The organism is Haladaptatus cibarius D43 (assembly GCF_000710615.1).
Classification (GTDB): domain Archaea; phylum Halobacteriota; class Halobacteria; order Halobacteriales; family Haladaptataceae; genus Haladaptatus; species Haladaptatus cibarius.
Genome location: NZ_JDTH01000002.1, coordinates 579,827 through 602,789 on the forward strand (window position 1 = coordinate 579,827; position 22,963 = coordinate 602,789).

Consider the following 22,963-nt stretch of genomic DNA (forward strand, 5'->3'; position numbering starts at 1 on the left):
GCGGTTAGGGTCAAGCAGTCGTTTGCGACTACCTGACCCTTCTAAACAGTCTCTCCCTTTATCGGAGAACTGATCGGCCAGCGACGGGTTTTCTCACTCGGCCGAATCCGAACACGACGGCGCGGCGCAGGGTGCGAAGCAGGTCGTGTTGTTTTGGCGAACGACATCGGCAGAGTTGTCGAGGACGACGGCGTCGTCGGTTACGTCGAACGAGCAGTCGGAAACGCGACTGTCCCCGCTGTACTGTAGAAGGACGCCATCTCGGTCGGTTCCCGTTTGTTTCACACAACAGGAATCGAAGACGGAATCCGGGCGGCCGTACACACGGAGGGCGGCACTGCCGGAATAGCCGTTCGTCGTATGGCCTGCACTACCGGTCACCTGCACGTTCCTACACGAGACAGGGGCAGGCGTCGTCTCGGGCGGAGCAGCGTACACCGCCGCGGTGTCGTCGGTATCGACCCGAATTCGAGTGTTCCGTATCTCGTGCGTTCCGCTTTCGGCGACGACAATTGCACCGTCGCTGATCGTCTCCGCGGTGAAACTCACGTCGCAGTTTTCGACGGTAGTATCGGCTGCGAACAACCAGATTCCCCGCATGTTCGTCGGGAACGAATCGTCCGAGTGGGACGTATCCACGGCCACACAGCAGTCCCGAACCTCGCTTCCCGACCCGGCGAGACGAACGTTTGCGATGTTGTTGTTCCGGTACTCTCCGCCGACGACGCGGACGGTTCCGGTGCTCTTGCTCGATTGGTAGAGGCCGTTGTTCGGGAACCCGGCGAGGTGGCAGTCCCGAAACTCCAGTTCGCCTGTCGTATTCATCTCCACGAAGAGGCCGACTGCGCCGCTTCCGTCCGGAGCACCGTCCGGCGCGCGGAGATTCTCAACGAGGCCGGTTCCGGATTCGGTTCGCACGCCGAACAAAAACGGACCTTGCGAACCGTCGTGACTGCCGCGATGAAGCACATCCCGAACGAGCAGTCCATCGTCAACGACGAGTTGCATTTTGGGTGCTTCCGGCGCACTGCTGACATCGTGGGTAAAACCTTCGTAGAGGAGGTTTGTCGAATCCGCCCCACCAAGCGACAACCACACTGCGCCGGGATTTCCGGTCACGTCGTCTGTCGTATCGAGAACCATCGTCGCGTCGGATTCGATACCGACCATTCCGAAATCGTGCAGTCCGTTGCCGAAGTCGAATGTAAAATCAGTGACGCGGTACTCTCCCTGTGGAAACTCCAACTTCGTGTTGCTTTGGATGTTCGCGTCGAGAATGTCGTCTATCGGTTCCTCCCCGGTCGAATCCATGCCAAGGTCGGAAACGACGTCGTACACGGTGTCAAACTGGAAACTGTCGGTGGTCATCGTTTGGGAACTTGGATTCGACTCAGGCGAACCGGTCGCCGTGGACGCGACACCGCCGAGTACGGTTCCGGCAATAATCGAACTACTCGCCAGTTTCAGATACGAGCGCCTATCTGTTTTTTGAGAGGTTGAGCTCGTGTTTTCGGAGGATTCAAGCATCCTACTACTAATGGACAGTTTAATTTATAAAATTATTCTTGGATTATTTACTAAAATAATCGTCCACGTGTCGAGTCTCGATTTTGTGGTGGGCAGGGCCGAGTAACCTATCTTTTTCACCTCCAACGCGAACTATCGCGTATGCCAATCGACATCCTCGAAGGCGAGGACGAACCGCGAATCATCGACACCCACGCGCACCAGCCGACGAAGGAGTTTTTGGAGGACGCTGGCGGGCAGATGATGGAGGACGCCGCGAACAAGTTCGGCGCGAAGATGGAGACAGACACCTACGACTCGTTCGTGGAGGAGTACCGCGAGGCGGGAATCGGGCGGACGATTCTGCTTGGCTGGGACGCCGAAACCAACACCGGCAACCCGCCGGTACCGAACGACTACGTGGCCGAAATCCGCGACGAGTACGACGATTTCTTCATCGGATTCGGGAGCGTTGACCCGCTGAAAGACGACTGTGTGGAAGAGGCAGAGCGCGTCGTCAACGACCTCGACCTCTCGGGATTCAAGTTCCAGCAAATCGCGCAGGGCTTCGACCCGAGCGACCCCGAGCACGAGAAACTGTTTTCGACCATCGAAGACCTCGGCGTTCCCTGCGTCTTCCACGGGGGCAACTCCACGCTCGGTGCGGGCGCACCGGGCGGCAGGGGACTGAAAATCAAGTACGGCAACCCGATGATGATTGATGACCTCGCGGCCGAGCACCCTGACCTCCAGATTCTCCTCGCACACCCCGCCTTCCCGTGGGAACAGGAACAACTCGCCATCTGCCAGCAGAAGGGGAACGTCTACATGGACTTGTCCGGATGGTTGCCGAAGTACATCGACGACCAAGTGCTTCACTACGCGAAGACGCTCCTGCAGGACAAAGTGATGTTCGGAACCGACTATCCGATGATTCGCCCCAAAAAATGGCTGAACCAGTTCGAAGAACTCGACTTCCCCGAGGAAGTCCAGCGCAAAATCCTCTGGGAGAACGCAGAAGAGTTCCTTGACCTGTAAGCACCGAACTCGATTTTTGAGGTCGGGAAGAAACGAAACGCGAGAGCGAGATAAGCACCGCAAACCCCGATTTATAGGCGACATATAACAAGGAGCGGGTCGGGCGATACACAGCCACAGATGGTCGGAGATGATGCTCGATTCCGGCAGAGATTTGCTCCCGTCGCAAAACTTCCCTCGCCGCGGACGAAACTCGTGTATCTCTATCTGCACGTCGCGGACGGCGCGACGGTGGAAGAGTTGCACGAAGCCTTGGGGATCCAGTATTTAGAACTCTACAGTGCTCTGCGGGTTCTCCGGGAGCGCAGCATCGTTCGAAACGAGCGGAGCATCTATCGCTGTCGAGTGCACGAAGGAGGAAACAGCAGTCCACTCGACGGCCGATTTTCCCGGATGCAGTAGCGTCGGCCAATCATCGGACTTTCACCACATAACTATGTACGAAACCGCGGAAGCAAGGGTCGTAAACCGATGTCCACAGTAAACCGAACCGACGAAGACGGCTACGTCGTGCGATGGTTCGAAGAGCGCGATTTGTCGGGATTTCTCTCGCTCGACCGTGTCGTTTTCGGGCGGCGCCGGAGTGAGCGCTGGTTTCGGTGGAAGTACGTGGACAACCCTTACGTTGACCACGTTCCCGTGTTCGTCGTGGAGAAGGACGGGGAAATCGTCGGTGCGCGGCCGTTCCTCGCGTTTCGGATGCGTGCCGGTTCGGAGACGGTACTCGCATTGCAACCGGCAGACACCATGGTACATCCGGCACATCGACGGCGAGGGCTGTTCACCCGGATGACGAAACACGCAATCGACCACTATGCGGGCGGCGACCCCAAATTTTTCTTCAACTTCCCGAATCAGCGTTCCAGACCCGGCTATCTCAAACTCGGCTGGCAAATCGTCGGCGACCGAAAAACGTACTATCGGATTCAGAACCCGTCCGTCTTCTTCCGGGATGCTCGGCCCGGGAAGCGAGTTCGGTCGCAGCTTCTCGATTTCACGTCCCCGATTGCCCGTCGTCTCCACGGCCTGAATCGCTCTTGGATGAGAGCGCAAACGAACACCTCGCAACACAGTTCGGGAACGCAGACCACGTACTCGATTACTCACTACTCCGGCGTCGAAACGCCCGTTCTCACCGAACTGTACCGCGCCACGCCACCGGATGCCGTTCACGCGCTGCGCGACGAAACGTACTATCAGTGGCGATTTTCGAGTCCCGCATGGAAGCGAGAAACCTACGTGGCGGAAGACAACCGCGGCGACACGGTTGCCGCGATCGTGGTTCGGACGCGGACGACATCCGGTGGCGTGAGCGTGACGCAACTCGCGGACGTCGTTCCGTTGATGGAACGCGAATCGAGAAGGCGCGCGATTGTGCGCCTTCTCGACCGAATCGTCGGCGAGTACGCCGAGTCCGACCTTCTTTCCGTTCCGAAGGGCGACCTTCCGGACGACCTGCTCCGCGAGTTCGGCTTCGTAAGCGATGCAGTACCACCCCTCTCGTGGGTGTCGGATTTCGACTGCCGGTTGGTCGCGCTTCCACTCAACTGTGAACACTGGTCGGTCGGCGGCAAACGACTCAGTCAGCGGTCGAACTGGCACGTTTCGTTCGGCGAGCGTGACACCGCGTAGGAGTACCTTACCAACGACTTCGGCGGGCCATAACAAAATCCCGAGGCGAGAAGTTCAGGGCGACAGATGGGAGATAACACTCGAAACGTGATGACGTCGGTGGCAAGACTGTATCGGTTCGCACTGCTGGCGGCGAGTTTACCGGTGGTTCTCGCGGAATACTTCCGCCCCGAAACCGGTGCCGAGTACGGCGTCGGACTGTTCGATAAGCTCGTCTTGGCCGCGAAGATGGCGCGGAACAACGTGCAAATACAGACCGGTTCGACGTTCCTCGAACACCTCGTCATCGCCACGAAGGTGCTGACGATTCCCCGCGAAGAGGAGGGAAGTTTGGTCGAATGTGGCTGTTACAAAGGTGGCAGTACCGCCAACCTCTCGCTCGTCGCCGGACTCTGCAATCGACCGCTGGAGGTGTTCGATTCCTTCGAGGGAATGCCGGAACCGAACGAAAACGACCGAGAACATGTCCTCGTCAAATCGGAGCAAATACACACTTACGACGAAGATGCGTGGGGTGCGCCGATAGAAGAAGTGCAAGAAAACATCGCGCGATACGGCGACGTTTCGGTTTGCACGTTCCACGAGGGATATTTCGACCAAACGATGCCCGAGTTCGAAGCGTCGTGTGTGCTCCTTTTTTTGGATGTCGGACTCAGAGAATCCGCCGAAACCTGTCTCGAATATCTGTGGCCCCTTCTTCAGTCGGGTGGATACTGCTTTACCCACGACGTGAAACACATGGAGATTTCCACGCTGTTTTTCGACGGTGATTGGTGGCGAGAAACGCTCGACAGGGAACCGCCGGGCTTGGTCGGTGCCGGAAGTGGTCTGGGCCTCCATCCCGAACATAACGGGTTCGGAAGCCTGCTCGGCTACATCGTGAAAAACCCCGAATCATCCGTGTTCGAGATGGTCGCCGAAGACGGTGACGGCGAAAACTGCGTCGAAGTCGTTCGGAAGCGGAAGGATTGACGGACATCGGCGCGGTTGTTTTTCTACTATTTTCGACAGGCAATTAATCTGAAACATGGCCGAAATCCTCATCCAGCGGTACCACCACAGTACCAATCTACGAATGGCTCGCCACACAGACGAGACGTGGGAGTATCGAACGCTCAGGCCGCCGCGCGGGAGCGAGAAAAAGGAGGCCATCGACCCGACCAGCGAACTGAACGAATACGGGAAAGAGGGATGGGAACTGGTCGAAACCATCGAATACGTCGGTGGGGGCACCAAATTCCTCGTGTTCAAGCGTCCTGCCCGGACAGACGACGGTGGCGTGGATGAGTGACGGAAGCAGTGAGAACGACGGAAACGATGGGGAAATCAGCACCGCAAACACGATGCGAGAACGCGCCGGGGAGAGCAGAGTCAAACTTTGGCTCCTTCTCGGTGCGCGCCGTCTCGTCGTGACGGGAACGCTCGCGCTCGTGTTTTTCGTGTCGTTCGTCGTCGCAGGTACCCTCCTGTATCCACCGCTGAAATCTGCGGTTGCGTCGGGCGACACCATCGAGACGATGTTTTCCACCATGCTGGGGACGACGATTACCGGTGTCACACTCGTCGTCACTATCAGCCAATTGGTCATCTCGCAGGAAAACGGCCCGCTCGGTGACCAGCGCCAACGAATGAGCGAGGCGATGGATTTCCGCGAGTTCATTCGGGAAATGTTGGGCCACACGACGCCGTCCGACCCGTCGCAGTTCCTCAAGGACATCATCAACGTGACCGAGCAGCGGGCGAACGAACTCCACGAATCCATCAGCGACGGCGATAGCGATGATTTGAGCCAACTGCGCGATGACCTCGACGAGTTCAACGAAAGCCTGACCGGAAACTCGGATACGGTCAAGGAGGAACTTGACGGCGCGAAGTTCGGAACGTTCGACGTACTGTTCGCGGCCCTCGATTTCAACTACTCGTGGAAGATTTTCCACGTCGAACGGATGCGAGAGGAGTACGCAGACCATCTGAGCGAGGAACAAAAGCGGCTGTTCGAGCGGTTGAAAACGTCGCTTTCGATGTTCGGCCCGGCACGCGAACACATCAAGACGCTCTATTTCCAGTGGGCGCTCATCGACCTCTCGCAGTTGATCCTGTACGCGGCGATTCCGTCGCTGTTCGTCTCCGGGTCGATGCTCGCCTTTGTCGGAAGCGGGACGTTCACCGGAACGACGCTCGGCCTCACGGACATCTTGCTGGTCGTTGCGGGCGCGTTCACGATTACGCTCATTCCGTTCTTCCTACTCGTCTCCTACATCCTTCGCATCGCCACGGTCGCAAAACGAACGCTGGCCATCGGGCCGCTCATTCTTCGGGATTCACAGCGATGACAGGGAACGAGAATACAGACGTAAACGGGTTGGAAACGGACGATTCGGACGCGAGCGACTCGGACACGAACAATTCGAATACGACCCGTTCGCCGCGAGAACTGTCGCGGCGAACGATGCTCACAGCGACGGCAGGAATCGGAATCACCGGACTGAGTGGTTGCCTCACGCTTAGTCCGAAAGTGAGCGTCTCGGGACTCGGAACTTCGGACGTGTTCCGGAAGGTTTCCGTCAGCGAACCGTGGGCGAGCGGACGAGTGGTAGCGAGTGTTAGTTTCACCCCGACCGCGACGACGAAGCTCGGCGTCCGAGGGCTGACGGTCATCGGTTCCACCGGAACGGAGTTCGATACGGCGGCGGTACAGAGCGGACAGTCGAAAAAGTCTATTTTCCTTCCCGTCGGGAAATCGACGCTCACCGCGGTCGATTTCGATGGGAAAACCGTTGACAGCGTCGAGGTCACTGTTCGAGGGAACAAGTTACTCTGACCTCCGCGGAATGACTGTTTTCTGCGGCATGAGTTTCTTGTCGATACCCGTCGAATCCGCTGTGGGTAATCGACAATGGAGGAGTTCGACATCGTCGTTATCGGTGGGGGGACAGGGAACAAAATCGCACTCGCAGGCGCGGAACGAGGGCTGGACGTGGCACTCATCGAACGCGGGCCAATCGGCGGCACCTGCGTCAATCGCGGATGTAATCCGTCGAAAACGCTGATTCATCGCGCCGACGTGGTAGAAACGGTGAGACGGGCCAGCGAGTTCGGCATCGACACCGAGGTGACCGGAATCGACTTCCGGAACATCGTGCGCGAGGTGACGGAAACCGTCGATGGAAAATCGGAGCGAATGGAACAAACCGACCGCGACCACGAAAACATCACGCTCTACCGAGAGGAAGCCCGATTCGTGGACGACCGAACGCTGGAACTGGATGACGGCGGCGAGCGCGTCAGCGGCGAGAAAGTCGTCGTCGCTGGCGGGGCGCGACCGATCGTTCCGCCAATCGAGGGACTGGACGACGTGGACTTCCTCACGAGCAAAGACGCGCTCCGACTCGACTCGCAACCGGAACAGCTCGTCATCATCGGTGGCGGCTACATCGCCGCGGAACTGGGCTACTTCTACGAGATGATGGGAACCGCGGTGACCATCATCGGACGGAGCGACCTGCTTCTGTCGAACGAAGACCGCGAAGTCGCGGAGACGTTCACCGAAATCGCCCGCGGTCGTCACGACGTGCACACCGGCCACGAAGCGACGGCGGTTGCACAGAATGGGAATCAGGTGACGGTTACGGCGGAATCCGAAGCTGGAGACGAAATCACTGTTTCCGGTGATACCCTGCTCATCGCGGCGGGACGCCGACCGAACACCGACCTTCTCGACGTGGAAACAGCGGGAATCGACACCGACGACCGCGGATTCGTGCGAACGAACGAATATCTCGAAACGACCGCGCAAAACGTCTGGGCACAGGGCGACATCGCGGGAAGCTACCAGTTGAAACACGCCGCAGACCAAGAGGCGAAGTACGTCGAGAAGAACGCGCTCGATGGAGAGCGCGAGGCTGTCGATTATTCGAGCATGGGGCACGCCGTTTTCACGTCGCCGCAGGTCGCGGGAACCGGAAAGACCGAGCAGGAACTCGAAGAATCAAGTCGGGAGTACGTCGTCGGAAACTGCGCCTATCGAGATACGGTGATGGGAAAAGCCCTGAAAGCGGAGAACGGATTCGTAAAAGTGCTCGCCAACCCCGAAGACAGCGAAATCCTCGGCTGTCACATCATCGGCCCGGAAGCTTCGACGCTGATTCACGAAGTTCTGCTGGCGTTGGCGAGTGGGTCGGGAACCGTCTCCGACGTGACCGACACGATTCATATCCATCCGGCACTGAGCAAAGTGGTGCTGAAAGCGTTCGAGGATGTGTGATGGCGGTTGTGAGTAGGTCAAAAAATACGTGAAAATCAGCTCAGGCGTCGGTGAACTTGTCGCAACCGACGCCTGCTCGATTTCCGCCTGCGGTAGCGACGATACTGGTAGACGACTCCCGTTCCGACCAGGAGCAACCAAAGGACGTGATTCGTCCCGAGCGTCGTCCACACGTCCGAGTGAAAGACCGGAAGCAAGTCGCTCCAGTGGCGTGCGAACTGCTGGAGGATGCTCGCGCCAAGCAAACTCGTAACGGCGGCCAAAAACGGTAGATAGAACTGCCAGACGAGCACGCTGACCACTCCACCGACGATAATTGACGCGAAGAAAGGGCTACTCAAACCGGAGCCGAGCGACGGCACGGACACCGGGTCGAGGAAGTTGGGATTGCCGAACATCGAGTAGGCGACCGACGAGGAGAGGGCAAAACAGAGCGCGACGATTGCCAAGCGCTGCGTGGAGCGGGCGATGCTACTACCGATAATGCTGCCGACGATTGCGCCGATCAGTGACACGAGGAGTAGGTTCGGCGACGCGACGCCGACCGTGGGCGCGACGACCGCCCGTGCGAGCGCACTTCCGAGGAGGGCACCGCCGAGTGCGCCGACGAGAGACGTCAGTTGGGTCACGAACGCGTAGCCGAAGTACGTGAACGCGACGCCGAATCCCAACGCCAGCACCATCGCGGTGGTCGTGATGAAATCTGGGGACATCGGATTTCGTATTTCGTACACTGGGGTTCCATTCCGTTAAGTGACTCGGTGGGATTTCCGGCGAACTATCTCGAATTATCGAATTGTGTTTCTCATTTGGAACGATAAACGGATGAAAAACGAGATGGACGAAAATGACCGCGAACGAGCAGGCTACTCGCTCATGCGGTAGAATTAGCAGGACAGTTCTGGCGATGGGAGTTCGACTTTCGAGCATGATTTTGTAGAGCGAAATAGAGTTTATGAGTCCGGTGCTGAACAGTGTTGTCGGCGAAAATTGAAAGACGATTTTCAAAAAGTACGCTAAAAGTCCTCGTTTCAATGAGGAGCGAGTCGGTTAGAAACTGACTCGCTTCACTCGAACTCGGGCTTTCTCCCTTCTAAAAATGCCGAGACACCCTCTTTGTGAGCGGGCATGTCGTAGGCTTGGGACTGCACCATCGTCTCGTAATCCAACGCCTCGCGCCAATCTTTGCCCAGATTCTCGTGCAAAGCTTGCTTTCCGAGTGCGATTGTGTGAGTTGGCTGTTTCGCCAGCGTGTCGGTCAGTTCGGTAACGCGGGCGTCGAGTTGTTCGTCCGGCACGACTTCGTTCACCACGTCCAACTCCTCGGCCTCTTCCGCCGAAATCAGTTCGCCCGTGAACGCGAGTTCCTTCGCTTTCCGCAGACCAACGAGTCGCGGGAGGAGGAAGGTGCCACCCATATCCGGAATGAGGCCGACGTTGATGAACGAGGCGGCGAATCGGGCAGATTCCGAGGCGTAGGCGAAATCCGCCGCCGTGACGAGCGCCATTCCCGCACCGACCGCATCACCATTCACTTTTGCGACGACGGGAACCGGCGCAGAGAGCACTTCGTGGACGACCCGCGAGAGCGTGTCCCGGACACGCTCGTAGGCCTCCCGGACGTTTTCCTCGCGCTCGGCCATGGATTCGATGTCGCCGCCCGCGCTGAACGCCTTTCCTTCGCCCGTCAACACGACCGCGTCGATGGATTTCGGGTCGCTTTCGGCCAGAATTTCGGCGAGTTCGCCCGCGGCCTCAGGTGTGAACGCGTTTCGTACTTCGGGTCGGTCGAACGTCACCGTCCGGATTCCGTCGTCGTCAGAGACGTGCATACGAGAGGGTCACGGCATGCACATTTAATTACTGCCCACGTGCAGTCGAGGTATGGACATCGAAGCGTTCTTCGAAGGGATGCCCTTCGCCGACCTGCTGGGGGTCGAAGTAACCGAGGCCGAGGACGGCCACGCCGAAGGCAAAATCGAAATGCGCGACGAACTGTCGTGGAACCAAGACCAGCAGATGGCTCACGGCGGCGTCACGTTCACCCTCGCTGACACCGTCGGCGGCGCGGCGCTCGTCTCGCTCAACGACCAACCCGTCCCGACCATCGACATGCGAATCGACTACCTGAGCGCGGGGACGGGCGACCTCTATGCCGAAGCCGACGTGGTACGAAACGGAAGCGACGTGGGAACCGTCGATGTGAGCGTCTACGACGAAGACGACGAACACATCGCGGAAGCCCGCGGCGTCTACAAAACCGGGTGAGCGATGGGAAAACGACAGTTCGCACACGGACTCGCGTTGGCGGTGACACTACTCGCGTTTGTGTTCGTGTTCTCCCGGCGAACGCGAACCGAGACGGGTCTTGAACCGCCGTTCTGAAACACGTATCAGTAATTTGGTCACAACCTTTTATCGCGTCGCTGTGCCAGTTCTAGAGGATGGGAACTGCTGTAGAATCCGTTTCTGACGCTCCGATTCTTCGCGTCTCTGGCGGGGTTGGGTGGGAGCGCGCTACCGCCGTTTTGGACAGCGCGCGCGACGAAGCCGACACCGTTTCAGTCGTAGAAGTCGGCCCGACTGGAATCGAAGCACTCGAACCCCTCGTTTCGGTGACGGAGGGCGATACGACCGTTTTCCACGCAAACTGCACGCCGGAGCGAGGGAGAGCCCTCGTTTCGGAACTGGAATCGGGAAATCTTCCGGACGACGGCGCACACGCCGTCGTCACGCACGAAGGCGAACAAACCGAACTGCCGATACCGGACGATGGCCCGCTTTCGGTCGGTCACAGAGACGTGCTCGCACGCTGTGGCTGGACTGACCCGACGAAAATACTGGACAACGAATCCCTCGTCGCCGAGGACGCGCGAAACGGCCCCAAAGACGTGTTCTCGCAAGTCACGCAGTTCGGCCTCCTCGGGCGAGGACGCGGCGATGCACGAATGAACGAACCGATTGCGGAAGAATGGAACATCGCACGCAAAACCGAGGGCGACCCCGTTGTCGTCGTCAACGCGGGTGAAATCGACGACCGAAACCGAACCGACCGACTCCTGCTGCAAAGCGACCCGGTTTCCGTGCTCGACGGCGCGACGGCAGTCGCGCACGTCGTCGGCGCGGAGGATGTTATCATCTACTGTCCGGAATCGGCAGTCGAAGCCCAACAGCGCGTTCGAGAGGCAGTCCGCGCATTTCGGAAAACCGACGATGGCGAGAACCTGACGATTCAACGTTTCGGATCGCCAGACCAGTACATCGCGTCGGAACCGACGATGGCGCTGGAGGCGCTGGAAGGGAACGACCGGCTGGAAGCACGGCTTCGGCCGCCGAGTCCAGCGAAGCATGGACTGTACGGGCGACCGACCGTGGTTCACACTCCCAGAACCTTCGCACAGGTTCGTCGGGCGCTGACGGTTCCCGAGAAGTTCGACGCCGACGACGCCGACCCCGGTACCCGACTCGTCACCGTGACCGGCGACGTGGCGGCACCCGCGACAATCGAACTGCCGACCGGCGGGTCGCTTTCGGACTGTCGGAACGCGATTTCTGTGGACGGCGAGTTCAAGATGGCCTGCGTCGGCGGGCAGTTCGGCGGACTCACTCGCTCGCTTGACCACTCGCCGAGTGCGCCCGCGTTGGCGGGCGCACGCCTCGGAACCGACGGCGTGGTCGAACTGCTGAACCAGTCGCGGTGTGCAGTTGCGACGGCGGGGACGCGGGCCAGATTCGCCGAGGAGAAAAACTGCGGGCGCTGTGTGCCCTGCCGAGAAGGCTCAAAGCAGTTGGTCGGGATGCTCCGTGACGTGTATTCCGGCGAGTTCGCGGACGATTCGCTCCGCGAACTCACCCGGACGATGCGCGAATCTAGTATCTGTTATTTCGGCCAATCGGCGTCCCGCCCCGTCACGACCGCGATGGACGAGTTCGAACCGGAGTTTCACGCACACGCCGAAGGACGCTGCCCGAGCGGTGCGTGCGAGGAGATTAAATCATGAGTTCAGACGAGCAATCAGGAATCGAAGACACTGCTCCGGCGTCGCCGCAACCCGGCGTGCCGGAAATCGACGACCCACGACCGAGTACGCCGCTGACCGAAGATTTCGCCACCGGAACCGCGAACGACCCCGAAGTTGGTGTCGATGGCGAGAGAATGAACCACGTCACGGTGGATGGCCATCCCGTCGCTGTGCCACCGGGTGCGACCCTCATCGACGCCATGGAGGCCGTAGATACTGAGGAGTACGTCCCGGCACTCTGTTACTATGACCGCGACACAGAGCAGGGCGACAACATCGGCCCGCGGTCGGAGTGTCGAACGTGTATGGTCGAAACCGACGAGCACGGACTAGTTCCGTCGTGTAGTTTTCCGGCAGAAGACGGCCTCTCGATTCGAACCGACGCCGAATCAGCTGCGGAAGCGCGTGACGTGAACCTCGATTTGGTGCTGTCGAATCACAACCTGCGATGTACGACCTGCGGGCAAAACGGTCGCTGTGAACTGCAAGACGCGTCCATCGACAACGACGTGGAGGAACCGCGGTACGGGGTGCTGGAAGACCGCGACGAATACGAACCGATAGACGATACCTCCTCGGCCATCCAAATCGACCGGAACAAATGCATCCTCTGTAATCGCTGTGTCGAAGCCTGTAACGACGTGCAGGTGGAGGGAGTTCTCCGAATCGAGGGACAAGGAGCGGACACCCGAATCGGTTTCCAAAGTGACGCCGAAACCATGCGCGAATCCACCTGCGTTTCGTGTGGTCACTGCGCGACGGTGTGCCCGACTGGTTCACTCGTCGAACAGGGATTGACCGATTCCGCCACGCTTCCGATTCCGGGCTTCACCCAGAAAAATTCGATTGGGAAGTCCATAGAGAGCGAGCACGCGGAAACCGCGGACACGGCCGACGCGCCGAACCGAAACGTCCCCGGCGAGCGCGAAGCCGAGGAGAAATCGGGTGTCGCGCGATTCATGGCGAAGGCGCGAGCGAAAGCTAGAGACACCACGAATCGGGTGAAAGACGAGGCGCTAGCCGAGTTCGAGCACGTCGCCGAGGAAACCGCCGCGAGCACGATGAACGTCGGTCAGATGTTCGACGTGGCGGGCGTCGTGAGCGACGCCCGCCTTTCGGGCGTGACAAAAGCCGAGACGACCTGCAACTACTGCGCCGTCGGCTGTCGGTTCGACCTGTACGGGAAAGACGGCGAAGTCCTCGGCGTTCGGCCCGCGGACGAGGACGCCACACCTGCAAACGATTTCTCGACCTGCGTGAAGGGCAAGTTCGGCTACGACTTCGTCAACAGTCAGAATCGGTTGGAAACACCGCTGATTCGGGAAGGCGACGAGTTCCGCGAAGCGACGTGGGACGAGGCGCTGGATAGGATACACGAGGAACTCGCCCGAATCCGCGACGAAAACGGCGACGACGCGATTGCGGTTACCTCCTCTTCGAAATGCACGAACGAGGAGAACTTCCTCGCCCAGAAGTTCGCCCGGCAGGTACTTCACACGAAGCACGTCGATAACTGCGCCCGACTCTGTCACTCCTCGACGGTGGTCGGCTTGCAACAGACCGTCGGCTACGGCGCGATGACGAACCGAATCAACGAGGACATCGGAAAGACCGACTGCTACCTCATCACCGGGTCGAACACGACAGAGAGTCACCCGGTTCTCGCAACGCGAATCAAGCAGAACGTGCGCGACGGTGCCGACCTGTTCGTCTTCGACCCCAGAAAAATCGGCCTCGCGGAGCACGCGACCCAGTACTCTCGCACCAAACCCGGCGAGGACATCGCGTGGTTGAACGGGATGGTACACCACATCATCGAAAACGACCTGCACGATAGGGAGTTCATCAAGGAGCGAACCAAGCATTTCGACGAACTCAAAGAGAAGGTCGAACCGTTCACGCCCGAGAAAGTCGAGGAGTTGACCGGCGTTTCGGAAGACGAATTGACACACGCCGCAGAGACGATTGCGAAGGCCGACACCTGCATTTTCGGCTGGGCGATGGGAATGACTCAACACGCCCACGGAACTAGAAACGTCCTCGCAGTCGCAAACCTCGCGTTAATCACCGGAAATCTCGGCAAGCCGCGAGCAGGGCTGTCGCCCTTCCGCGGCCAGAACAACGTGCAAGGTGGCGGCGGCGACATGGGGCCAGCACCGCACACCCTACCGGGCTATCAAGACCTCACGGACGACGCGATTCTGGACAAATTCGAAAAGTCGTGGGGCGTTCGCCCGCCGGACGAAACCGGCCTCAGATTGCCAGAGCAGTACGACGCGATGGAGGAAGGCCACATCAAAGGCATGTTCATCATGGGCGAGAATCCCGTTCTCTCCGAACCCGACATTCGCGGGGCCGAGAAGGCAATCGAAAAGCTGGACTTCCTCGCCGTACAGGACATCTTCCTCACGGAAACCGCCGAGTTCGCCGACGTGGTGTTGCCCGCCGCCTCCGCCGCGGAAAAACACGGAACCTTCACGAACACCGAGCGGCGTATCCAGCGCGTTCGACCCGCCGTTTCGTCGCCCGGGAAAGCGAAGCCAGATTTGGAAATTCTGTCCGACCTCGCTGGGAAATTCGGCTTCCAATGGGACTACGACGGGCCTGCGGACGTGATGGACGAAATCAACGACCTCGTCCCGATTTACGGCGGCGTGACCTACGACCGACTCGAATCGACGCCGGAGGGACTGCAATGGCCCTGCGAGGACGAATCCGACTCCGGAACGCCGTACCTCTACGAAGAGGAGTTCAACTTCGACGACGGCAAGGCTCGGTTCGTTCCCGCCGACTACGCCGGGCCAGTGGAACTCCCGGACGAGGAGTATCCGCTGATGCTCACCTCCGGGCGCGTGCTCTACCACTGGCACACCGGAACCATGACCCGCCGGGTGAACGTGCTGATGGACCACGTGCCGGAGAGTTTCGTCACGGTTCACCCGAAAATGGCCGACCAACTCGGCGTGGAAGATGGCGAATACGTCCGCGTTACCTCCCGTCGGGGCGACATCGTGACGAAGGCGAACGTCGAGGAAACCTCAGACCCCGGCGTCGTCTTCATCCCGATGCACTTCGCACACGGGGCCATCAACGAACTCACCCAGCACGAACTCGACCCGACGTCGTATATTCCGGAATACAAGGTGACGAGCGTCAGAATCCAGCCACTCGGCCCAGACCCGGACGAGGAACCACTGCCGGTCGAACCGCCGACCGGCAAAGTGGAAGGAAGGCCGGAAGAACAGACGACGGGCGACGACTAACCACCGTTTTCTTCCGAGCGGCGTTTCATCCCAATCGGCGTCTGCTGGTCAACCACGTTGTCTAGTTCGAGTCGGGAGAGCAGTGCTTGGGTCGGACGACCCTGTTCGTCCCACTCGCGGCGTTCGTAGTAGGCCGACAACAGGCGGGCGAACGACTCGTCTTCGAGTCGTTCGCCGTCGCGGTCGTCTCCACTAACCGGTTTCTGGAGCGCCACCGGAAGCAAATCGTCTTCCCGTGAAAATCCCTCCCTGACGTTGAACAACCGCGTCATCGTCCACACGCGCTCGCCAATTCGAAGGAGTTCCTCGCGGGAACGTCCGAAGCCGATTTCGTGAAGCCATTCGTTTCCGCCGTCTTCTGCCTCCGTACCGTTCTTCCACAGCGCCTCACCAGCGAAGTCGTCCACGACCAGACACCAGAGGAACGACCGGAGATTCTGCTCCGCGATGACCGCCTCTGCGCGGCGCTCATCGCTCCACTCCTCTGCGGCGAACACCTCTTCGAGAACCGGACGCGCCCGTCGGTGGCACGCGCCGCGGTCGCTGGTCGCGTAGGCGAGCGCCATCGACGGCGAACGCCGCGGGTCGTAGGTCGGCAAGTCCATTCCCTTGACGGTCGGAATGAGTTCCTCGCCGCCGCACTGGGCCGTCGCCGCGTCGATTCCATCCGCGAGAGTGTCACCCAACGGTGACGAACGAGCGGCGATTTCTTCCAACAGGGCGCGCGCGGGTTCGTCGTCGCTGAACTCGATGTCTCGTTCTATCAACCCTTTTTCCGCGGCGCGCATCGTCCACGCCACTGCGTTTCCCGCGCTGATGAGGTCGAGACCGAGGCTGTCGCAGAGAGCGCCCAGAACGGCAACCGCATCGAAATCGTCGATGCCCAGTCCCGCACCGAGCGAGATGCTGGTCGCGCCGCGCGGAACCGTTTCGCCCTCCTCGCTCTCGATTCGGAAGCCACCCGAAACGTCTTCTCCCGGGCGTTCGCGTCCGATTGCCGATTCCCGAATCGACTCGATTCCGAGGTCGTCCGCTCCCTCGAAGGAACTCTCTTGCCACCCTTTCGTCGGCAGAACACCGACCTCGTTTGCGAAGTCTATCGTTTCCACAGTCTCGCTCGCCGCCTGCCACTTTCCGATGTCGGTCGAACGATAGTCGTGGTCTTCAGTTCCGCCCGTTTCCTCCCCGAATTCCGACCACTCGGAGACGACCGCTTTGAGGTTTTTTGACCCCATCACCGCACCAGAACCGCCACGGGCCGCGTGATGGTCGCCGCCGTCGGACGCGATGGTCGCGTATCGGACGAGTCGTTCACCGGCAGGGCCGATACAGGAAGTCGGCGAATCGAAGTTTTCACACGTTTCAGGAACCGTCTTTCCCCACAGCTCGCCCGCGGATTCTATCGTTGCGTCACCGTCCGCGATTCGAATCGTAACCGGGTCGGAAGCGGAACCGGTGACCAGCAGTCCGAGATGGTTCGAGAGTGCACCCGCGAGCGATTCCGGGAACGTCCCCCCAGTGTACGAATCGAGGAAGGTGCCAGTCAGCGGCGATTTCGTGACGACCGAATACCGCGACTCGCCGGGGATTCTCCCGGTCAGTGGGCCGCACATGAACAACAGGGCGTTTTCGGGAGCCAGCGGGTCTGTTCCGGGAGCGAGTTCGTCGTAGAGATAGCGCGCCGAGAGTCCCTTTCCGCCGATGAATCGCCGAAGCCACGATTCGGGGATTTGCTCACTCTCGACGGTTCGAGCGGAAAGGTCGATACGGAGCAATTTGTCGGCGAACGCCATTCATCTAGAATCGAGGAACCGGGCGGCAAAAACAGTCGCGGCCACAGGCACTTACCGACGCACGTCGTAGCGCCGAACGATGCCAGCAGGAGTCATCCTCGCGGGCGGTCGTTCGACCCGATTCGGTGAGCAAGACAAAGCGGTCGCCGACCTCGCTGGCGTGCCGATGCTCAGACGGGTCGCCGACCGAATCGAGGGCGTCGTGGACGAACTCGTGGTCAACTGCCGGAGAGGCCAGCGCGATGCCATCGAAACGGCGATGCTCGACTATCCGCATCCGACGACGTTCGCTATCGACCCAGACCCCGACCAAGGGCCGATGGCAGGCATTCGAACCGGACTCGCGGCCTGCGACGACGAATACGCCTTCGTCGTCGCCTGCGACATGCCCTTCGTCGATTCGGAACTCGTGAACTTCCTTTTCCAGAGAGCCGAGGGCCACGAGGCCGCGGTACCACGACTCGGTGACGGCTGGTTTCAGACGACTCACGCGGTGTACGAACCAAAGCCGATGGTCGAAGCCTGCGATGCGGCACTCCGAGAAGAGAAGCGAAAAATCATCGAACCGCTGTTCGACCTCGATTACGTCGTTGTCGAGGAAGAAGCGTTGCAAAAGCGCGGTTCCCTCAAGTCGTTCGAAAACGTCAACACGAAAGCGGAGTTCGAAGCCGCAACCAAGCGATTTCAACCCTGAATTTTATACCGGAAACCGCGGCCATCGACGCCATGCGCTGACGTTCACCGTGGAGCGACCCGCGGGAGTACGACACATCGCTTCACGAACTTCTTGCTCGTCGTTCGTGTCGTCTGTTCGCCCTGCTAACAGTGAATCGGCTACTTCACGGCTGCAACGACCGGGTTCTGCGCCGTCATCTGCGTGAGAACGACACGGGGAACGTCCGCCTCCGCTAGTACTATCTCTGCGATTTCTCTCCCGATTGTCTCCAATCCATCGTCGTCCACCATGTTCACGGCGGGAATTACAGTCGCATCGCCGGGAATGTCCTTCATGCCGCCACGTGTGCTCGCTAGCACAGTGGCTACGTCGGGCGCGCGGATTTCTTCTCCAATCCGTCGGTCAGTTAGCTCTGCGACTCTTTCTGGGCGGTGGACGAACTTCTCCGTGAGTGGTTTCCCGACCGCACGAGCACTCGCTATCGGAACCACGATATCCGCGTTCGCCGGAAGCTGTGGCTCTCGTTCATTCGGTGCCTTCAACAACCGAGTGCGGGCACCGTCGGCTTTCACGAGAATCGAGTCGGCATCACAGCCTTTGAGCGATGCTACCGTTTCTGGGTCGTAACCGCGATAGCGGTCTGGTCGCTCCTGTTCCGGTACGAGGCCGACGGACCACTCCGAAACTGATTCGAGTGCCTTTCGAGGTGAATCGGTGACGAGCACACTGTTGACGTGTTCGTCAAAAATCGGGATACGAACCGTCGCCGTCACGACTGCTCGGTCGAGATGGTCTGCCAGTGCGTACAGCGTCGATTTCTTCCCGCCCGCTCCGACGACACAGAGCATGCTCGATTCGACGGAGAGAGCCGCCACGAGATTCATGCGTCGACTTCGCCGAATAGCTATTTCGTCCTACTGGCCATCGGAATCGAATATTCATCATCGAGTGCGAAAAGCGGAATCAAAACGAGGAGGAAGAATCCGAGAACGTACCCCACCAGCGAGAGCCCATCCGGAAGATGCTCGGCCTGCGCGATGGCCAAATAGCCGAACACGATGACAGTTATCTCCGGATGCGGAGGGATGTCTGTAGAGACCACGGTAAAAAATCCGATGATACCATTCACCAATAAACTTCCGCTGGATTACGTATCTTCTTATAACTCGTGTGATATTCAGAAACGAGAGACGAAAGACGGTTAGGCGAACATCTGCGAGAACAACGAGCGTTCGGCGCGGTGAATCCGTTCCAAGAATGCCGATTTGCTGATACCGAGGTTTTCGGCAACATCACTCGCGGTGGTTTTGCGGGGAACGCCGAAATAGCCCATTTCCGAGGCTGTTCGCAGCGCACGTTCCTGCGCTGGCGTTACGTCCCACTGTTGGGCGACGACGTGTTCGTCCTCGGAACCGAGTTGGTGGATGCGCTGCAACTGCATTCCGACCGTTTCTCCTGCCGCTTCGAGGACACCTTGGAGTACATCGTGGCCCACGACCGCACCCGTAAATGTGGCACTGCCGTCACGATAGCGAAGCGATTCCGCCATGAACCCCACGTTAGTGAGTTCGTGAACGACGCAGGGATGTTTCGAGAGACATCTGAAGTTCTGTCTGCCGTCGGTCGTAGAGACGTGAAGATACCGAATACGGTTGTCTGCATCGAGAAAGTCGGTAAGACCTTCGCTTTCCTTTGGTGTGCTAAATCGCAAGAGGGCATAGCCATCGTCTCTGTGCTGTGGAGGTTGGCAGTCGATATGGACGCCAGTCGTTTGCGATGCCTCTGCGAGTGGGCAGTCGTCTCCCGTGACCACGAACTCGACGACGAGACACTCGTCTATCATTGCGGAATCGTATGAACCGCTAGTATTTAAACCCAGTCTATGAACGGGTGAAATGGTATGGGTCGGGCCATATAAGATACGAGTATGGATTTAGACACCGTCAAAGAGCGGGCGGGCCCCCGGCAGTTCAGTCCGAAAGACGACATGCCGGAGGAGTACCGCAAAGCCGCAACTCGCATGATTCAGTTCCACGCGAACTCCGAAATCATGGGTGCGTACCTCGAACGACCGTTCATTCGGCAGGCACCGAGCCTCGACCGAAAGCTGGCGTGCAGTGCGAAGGTGCAGGACGAAATCGGCCACGGCCAACTGCTCTACCGCGCCGCGGAATCGCTCGGCATCAAAACCCGCGAACAGATGCTTGACGAGTTGGCGAACGGAGAGGGCAAGTTCCTCAACTGCTTCCACTACAAGATGGAAAAGTGGTGGGAAACGCCGATGATTGCCTTTTTCGTTGACGGTGCCGCGATGCGCCGACAGGCGACCCTGAAACGCACGAGTTGGGAACCCTACGCCCACGCGATGGACAAGGTGTGTTTCGAGGAAGGATTCCACGTTAAACACGGCGAGGACATCATGCGCGAACTCGCAATGGGGTCGAAAAAGGAACAGGAGCTCATGCAGGACGCCTTCGAAGAATGGTGGCCGCGCATCATCCAGTTCTTCGGCCCGACCAACGACAAGAGTACCCACCACGACTTCTCCGCCGACGTCGGCCTGAAGACGATGTCGAACGACGACCTCCGAAACGCGTTCCTCAACGCCTACATTCCGAAGGCGAAAAAGTACGGATTGGAGATTCCGGACGAGCCTCGAATCGAGTACGACGAGGAGACGAGCACCTACAAGGTGCGCGAAGACGACCTCGATTGGGACGAGTTCTTCCAAATCGCCAAGAACAGCTACGAACCCGGCGTCGGCCAGATTAACGGCCGTAAGAACGCACAGGACGCAGTCGAATGGGTGCGTGACGTGATGGACGACTGGGAAACGGGCAACTCAAACACCCCGGTGGCGGCCGATTAACATGATTTGGGAAGTGTTCCGACAAGACGAAGCAGGCAAGTACCACACCCACTGCGGAAACGTCCACGCGCCCGACCGCGACATGGCGCTCATGTTCGCCCAGATTCAGCACGGGCGGCGCAAGCCGACCAACAGCATCTGGGTCGTTCCGAAGGACGAGATTGCCGAGGTTGACGCCGACGACACCGCGTTCGGTGGCACGACGGACAAATCCTACCGCTGGGTGATGGCGTACAACCGCATCGACTCCAGTTTCGCCGAGGAAATCGCGGATTCCGAGGCAGAACAGGAGAAAGCCGACCGCGAGCGAGGGAAGGCATAATGTCGGCACAACTTGCCGGGCCGGATGACCTGAGCGGCGAGGAGCAGGCCGCAGTCGAATCCCTGCTTTACCGCCTCGCGGACGACGAACTCGTCCTCGCGGAGCGTTACACCGAATGGCAGGTTCGCGCGCCGACGCTCGAATCCGACCTCGCCATCTCGAACATCGCACAGGACGAACTCGGGCACGCCCGCCTCTGGTACGACCTGCTACAGGACTTCGGCTACAGCGAATCCGAACTCATCTTCGAGCGCGATCCGAGCGACTTCCGGCACGCGACGTTCGTGGAACTGCCGTTCGAATCGGGCGACTGGGCCGACGCCATCGTTCGTGGTTACTTCTACGACGTGGCCGAAAAACTGCGCCTCGAAGCCCTCGAAGACACGTCCTATCCGCGAATCGCGGACAGAGTTGCAAAAATCCTCTCCGAGGAGAATTACCACCTCGAACACGCCCAGAACTGGCTCGAACGACTGACGAGCGACGACGAAGGAACGAAGCGCGTGCAGTCGGCGGTTGACCGACTGTTCCCCTACGCGCTGACGCTGTTCGAAGACGGCGATGCGAGTTCGGAAATCGACGATTTAGGCATTCGAACAGAATCGCTCGACTCGATGCGCGAACAGTGGCTCGACACCGTCGTCCCGTTCCTCGCATCATTGGGCGTGGAGGTTCCGGAGGAAATCGAGGACGGCAATCCGGACGAACTACTTCCCGAGCATCTCGGACGCGACGGAAGTCACACCGACGACTGGGCAGAGCTACACAACGACATGACGCGGTCGTACCGAGAACTCGGACGAAGCGAAGCCCACCGCATCATGGCAGACCCCGACGATGAAGAATAACTGGTCAAAATGACCATCGAATAACACCATGAGCAACGAACCACAAGCATACGAAACGGACTCCGAAAAGTACGACATCGAGTCGGAACCCACCGCGTGCGCCTACACCGACTACTCGGAGAGCGGGCAGTCTCCGGAGGAGCTGCCTGCGACGGGTGAGGGAGCCACCGGACTCGAAAAGCGAGTTTGGGACGCCCTCTACGATATCGAAGACCCGGAGATGCCAATCAGCATCGTTGATTTGGGACTGATTTACGGCGTACAAATGGAGGGAGATTCGGCGACGGTCATCATGACCCTCACCTACACCGGATGCCCGGCGCGGAAGATGCTGACCGAGGAAATCGAGGAAGCGGTCGCCGACGTTGACGGTGTTGAAGATGCCGACCTCGAACTCGTCTGGAATCCGCCGTGGTCCATCGAGATGGTCACAGAACAGGGCAAAAACGACCTGCGCGACTTTGGCCTAAGCATATGAGACGACTCGACCCCAGCGTGACGACGAGCGGGGAAGACAAAGGCGCGGAGTGTCCCTACTGCGGTTCGACGGACACCTACCGCGAGCATCCGAAAGGGCCGTCGCTCTGCCGGTCGATGCACTTTTGCGACGGCTGTGAACAGCCGTTCGAGAAGTTCGAGTAAGGAGTGTCGTATTCGGATTTGTTTTTCAGCAAAGACAGACGGCAGACAGCGGTCGCTATCCGGTTGCAGTGTTCGGGAAAGGAAGATG

At 59.2% G+C, this 22,963-nt stretch carries 25 protein-coding genes; 18 read left to right on the forward strand and 7 right to left on the reverse strand.

Annotated features, from left to right (window positions below; translation table 11 throughout):
* Nucleotides 1–93 precede the first annotated feature (93 nt).
* Nucleotides 94–1,338 (reverse strand): right-handed parallel beta-helix repeat-containing protein, encoded by a 1,245-nt coding sequence (locus tag HL45_RS08330; RefSeq protein ID WP_233274724.1) that lies wholly within the window; start codon nucleotides 1,336–1,338, stop codon nucleotides 94–96.
* Nucleotide 1,339: 1 nt separating this feature from the next.
* Between HL45_RS08330 and HL45_RS21590 the strand changes: the two genes are divergently transcribed.
* The 9 genes from HL45_RS21590 to HL45_RS08370 all read left to right on the forward strand — a co-directional run bounded on the left by HL45_RS21590 (nucleotide 1,340) and on the right by HL45_RS08370 (nucleotide 8,440).
* Nucleotides 1,340–1,492, forward strand: a complete 153-nt coding sequence (locus tag HL45_RS21590; protein ID WP_233274725.1) for a hypothetical protein — start codon at nucleotides 1,340–1,342, stop codon at nucleotides 1,490–1,492.
* Nucleotides 1,493–1,668: 176 nt separating this feature from the next.
* Entirely contained in the window at nucleotides 1,669–2,544 is an 876-nt protein-coding gene (locus tag HL45_RS08335) for an amidohydrolase family protein (protein WP_049970660.1), read from the forward strand.
* A 120-nt stretch (nucleotides 2,545–2,664) separates the two neighbouring features.
* Nucleotides 2,665–2,946, forward strand: coding sequence for a helix-turn-helix domain-containing protein (locus HL45_RS21395; RefSeq protein WP_049970661.1), 282 nt, complete (start codon nucleotides 2,665–2,667; stop codon nucleotides 2,944–2,946).
* A gap of 69 nt (nucleotides 2,947–3,015) precedes the next feature.
* Nucleotides 3,016–4,176, forward strand: coding sequence for a GNAT family N-acetyltransferase (locus HL45_RS08345; protein ID WP_049970662.1), 1,161 nt, complete (start codon nucleotides 3,016–3,018; stop codon nucleotides 4,174–4,176).
* 66 nt (nucleotides 4,177–4,242) lie between these two features.
* Nucleotides 4,243–5,148, forward strand: a complete 906-nt coding sequence (locus HL45_RS08350) for a TylF/MycF/NovP-related O-methyltransferase (protein WP_084156830.1) — start codon at nucleotides 4,243–4,245, stop codon at nucleotides 5,146–5,148.
* Between the two features lie 103 nt (nucleotides 5,149–5,251).
* Nucleotides 5,252–5,467, forward strand: coding sequence for a DUF4177 domain-containing protein (locus HL45_RS08355; RefSeq protein ID WP_049971960.1), 216 nt, complete (start codon nucleotides 5,252–5,254; stop codon nucleotides 5,465–5,467).
* A complete protein-coding gene (locus HL45_RS08360) occupies nucleotides 5,460–6,509 on the forward strand; it encodes a hypothetical protein (RefSeq protein ID WP_049970664.1) in 1,050 nt (349 codons plus the stop codon). Before HL45_RS08355 ends, HL45_RS08360 begins: the two co-directional genes overlap by 8 nt.
* A complete protein-coding gene (locus tag HL45_RS08365) occupies nucleotides 6,506–6,997 on the forward strand; it encodes a hypothetical protein (RefSeq protein ID WP_233274726.1) in 492 nt (163 codons plus the stop codon). The genes HL45_RS08360 and HL45_RS08365 overlap by 4 nt, the downstream gene beginning before the upstream one ends.
* Before the next feature lie 75 nt (nucleotides 6,998–7,072).
* Nucleotides 7,073–8,440, forward strand: coding sequence for a dihydrolipoyl dehydrogenase family protein (locus tag HL45_RS08370; RefSeq protein ID WP_049970665.1), 1,368 nt, complete (start codon nucleotides 7,073–7,075; stop codon nucleotides 8,438–8,440).
* Between the two features lie 35 nt (nucleotides 8,441–8,475).
* On the opposite strand, the gene HL45_RS08375 is transcribed toward HL45_RS08370, so the two are convergent.
* Nucleotides 8,476–9,153 carry a hypothetical protein gene (locus HL45_RS08375; protein WP_049970666.1) on the reverse strand — a complete coding sequence of 226 codons (678 nt, stop codon included), beginning with the start codon at nucleotides 9,151–9,153 and terminating at the stop codon, nucleotides 8,476–8,478.
* Between the two features lie 354 nt (nucleotides 9,154–9,507).
* On the reverse strand, nucleotides 9,508–10,272 hold the full coding sequence (locus tag HL45_RS08380; protein WP_049970667.1) for an enoyl-CoA hydratase/isomerase family protein: 765 nt from the start codon (nucleotides 10,270–10,272) through the stop codon (nucleotides 9,508–9,510).
* A 52-nt stretch (nucleotides 10,273–10,324) separates the two neighbouring features.
* On the opposite strand from HL45_RS08380, the gene HL45_RS08385 reads away from it, so the two are divergent.
* The 3 genes from HL45_RS08385 to fdhF all read left to right on the forward strand — a co-directional run bounded on the left by HL45_RS08385 (nucleotide 10,325) and on the right by fdhF (nucleotide 15,725).
* Entirely contained in the window at nucleotides 10,325–10,708 is a 384-nt protein-coding gene (locus HL45_RS08385; RefSeq protein ID WP_049970668.1) for a PaaI family thioesterase, read from the forward strand.
* Nucleotides 10,709–10,884: 176 nt separating this feature from the next.
* Complete coding sequence (locus HL45_RS08390; RefSeq protein ID WP_049970669.1) at nucleotides 10,885–12,441, forward strand: NADH-ubiquinone oxidoreductase-F iron-sulfur binding region domain-containing protein; 1,557 nt, start codon at nucleotides 10,885–10,887, stop codon at nucleotides 12,439–12,441.
* Complete coding sequence (fdhF, locus tag HL45_RS08395) at nucleotides 12,438–15,725, forward strand: formate dehydrogenase subunit alpha (protein WP_049970670.1); 3,288 nt, start codon at nucleotides 12,438–12,440, stop codon at nucleotides 15,723–15,725. Before HL45_RS08390 ends, fdhF begins: the two co-directional genes overlap by 4 nt.
* Here fdhF and HL45_RS08400 read toward each other — a convergent pair.
* Nucleotides 15,722–17,518: an aldehyde ferredoxin oxidoreductase family protein gene (locus HL45_RS08400; RefSeq protein ID WP_049970671.1), complete on the reverse strand. Its 1,797-nt coding sequence runs from the start codon at nucleotides 17,516–17,518 to the stop codon at nucleotides 15,722–15,724. The two genes, fdhF and HL45_RS08400, sit on opposite strands and share 4 nt — an antisense overlap.
* A gap of 79 nt (nucleotides 17,519–17,597) precedes the next feature.
* On the opposite strand from HL45_RS08400, the gene mobA reads away from it, so the two are divergent.
* On the forward strand, nucleotides 17,598–18,212 hold the full coding sequence (gene mobA / locus HL45_RS08405; protein WP_049970672.1) for a molybdenum cofactor guanylyltransferase: 615 nt from the start codon (nucleotides 17,598–17,600) through the stop codon (nucleotides 18,210–18,212).
* A gap of 140 nt (nucleotides 18,213–18,352) precedes the next feature.
* On the opposite strand, the gene yqeC is transcribed toward mobA, so the two are convergent.
* The 3 genes from yqeC to HL45_RS08420 all read right to left on the reverse strand — a co-directional run bounded on the left by yqeC (nucleotide 18,353) and on the right by HL45_RS08420 (nucleotide 20,037).
* Entirely contained in the window at nucleotides 18,353–19,078 is a 726-nt protein-coding gene (gene yqeC, locus HL45_RS08410; protein ID WP_049970673.1) for a selenium cofactor biosynthesis protein YqeC, read from the reverse strand.
* A gap of 20 nt (nucleotides 19,079–19,098) precedes the next feature.
* Complete coding sequence (locus HL45_RS08415; protein WP_049971962.1) at nucleotides 19,099–19,296, reverse strand: hypothetical protein; 198 nt, start codon at nucleotides 19,294–19,296, stop codon at nucleotides 19,099–19,101.
* 99 nt (nucleotides 19,297–19,395) lie between these two features.
* Nucleotides 19,396–20,037 carry a helix-turn-helix domain-containing protein gene (locus HL45_RS08420; RefSeq protein ID WP_049970674.1) on the reverse strand — a complete coding sequence of 214 codons (642 nt, stop codon included), beginning with the start codon at nucleotides 20,035–20,037 and terminating at the stop codon, nucleotides 19,396–19,398.
* Nucleotides 20,038–20,121: 84 nt separating this feature from the next.
* Here HL45_RS08420 and paaA point away from each other — a divergent pair, with 84 nt between their 5' ends.
* From paaA to paaE, 5 genes are read left to right on the forward strand one after another with little or no spacing between them, the layout of a single operon-like run.
* The gene (gene paaA, locus HL45_RS08425; RefSeq protein WP_049970675.1) at nucleotides 20,122–21,063 is read left to right on the forward strand and encodes a 1,2-phenylacetyl-CoA epoxidase subunit PaaA; all 942 of its coding nucleotides are present in this window, start codon (nucleotides 20,122–20,124) and stop codon (nucleotides 21,061–21,063) included.
* A 1-nt stretch (nucleotide 21,064) separates the two neighbouring features.
* The gene (gene paaB / locus HL45_RS08430) at nucleotides 21,065–21,385 is read left to right on the forward strand and encodes a 1,2-phenylacetyl-CoA epoxidase subunit PaaB (RefSeq protein ID WP_049970676.1); all 321 of its coding nucleotides are present in this window, start codon (nucleotides 21,065–21,067) and stop codon (nucleotides 21,383–21,385) included.
* Nucleotides 21,385–22,233 carry a 1,2-phenylacetyl-CoA epoxidase subunit PaaC gene (gene paaC / locus HL45_RS08435; RefSeq protein WP_049970677.1) on the forward strand — a complete coding sequence of 283 codons (849 nt, stop codon included), beginning with the start codon at nucleotides 21,385–21,387 and terminating at the stop codon, nucleotides 22,231–22,233. The genes paaB and paaC overlap by 1 nt, the downstream gene beginning before the upstream one ends.
* A gap of 28 nt (nucleotides 22,234–22,261) precedes the next feature.
* A complete protein-coding gene (paaD, locus tag HL45_RS08440) occupies nucleotides 22,262–22,711 on the forward strand; it encodes a 1,2-phenylacetyl-CoA epoxidase subunit PaaD (RefSeq protein WP_049970678.1) in 450 nt (149 codons plus the stop codon).
* Nucleotides 22,708–22,875 carry a 1,2-phenylacetyl-CoA epoxidase subunit PaaE gene (gene paaE / locus HL45_RS21200; protein ID WP_162833866.1) on the forward strand — a complete coding sequence of 56 codons (168 nt, stop codon included), beginning with the start codon at nucleotides 22,708–22,710 and terminating at the stop codon, nucleotides 22,873–22,875. The genes paaD and paaE overlap by 4 nt, the downstream gene beginning before the upstream one ends.
* Nucleotides 22,876–22,963 lie beyond the last annotated feature (88 nt).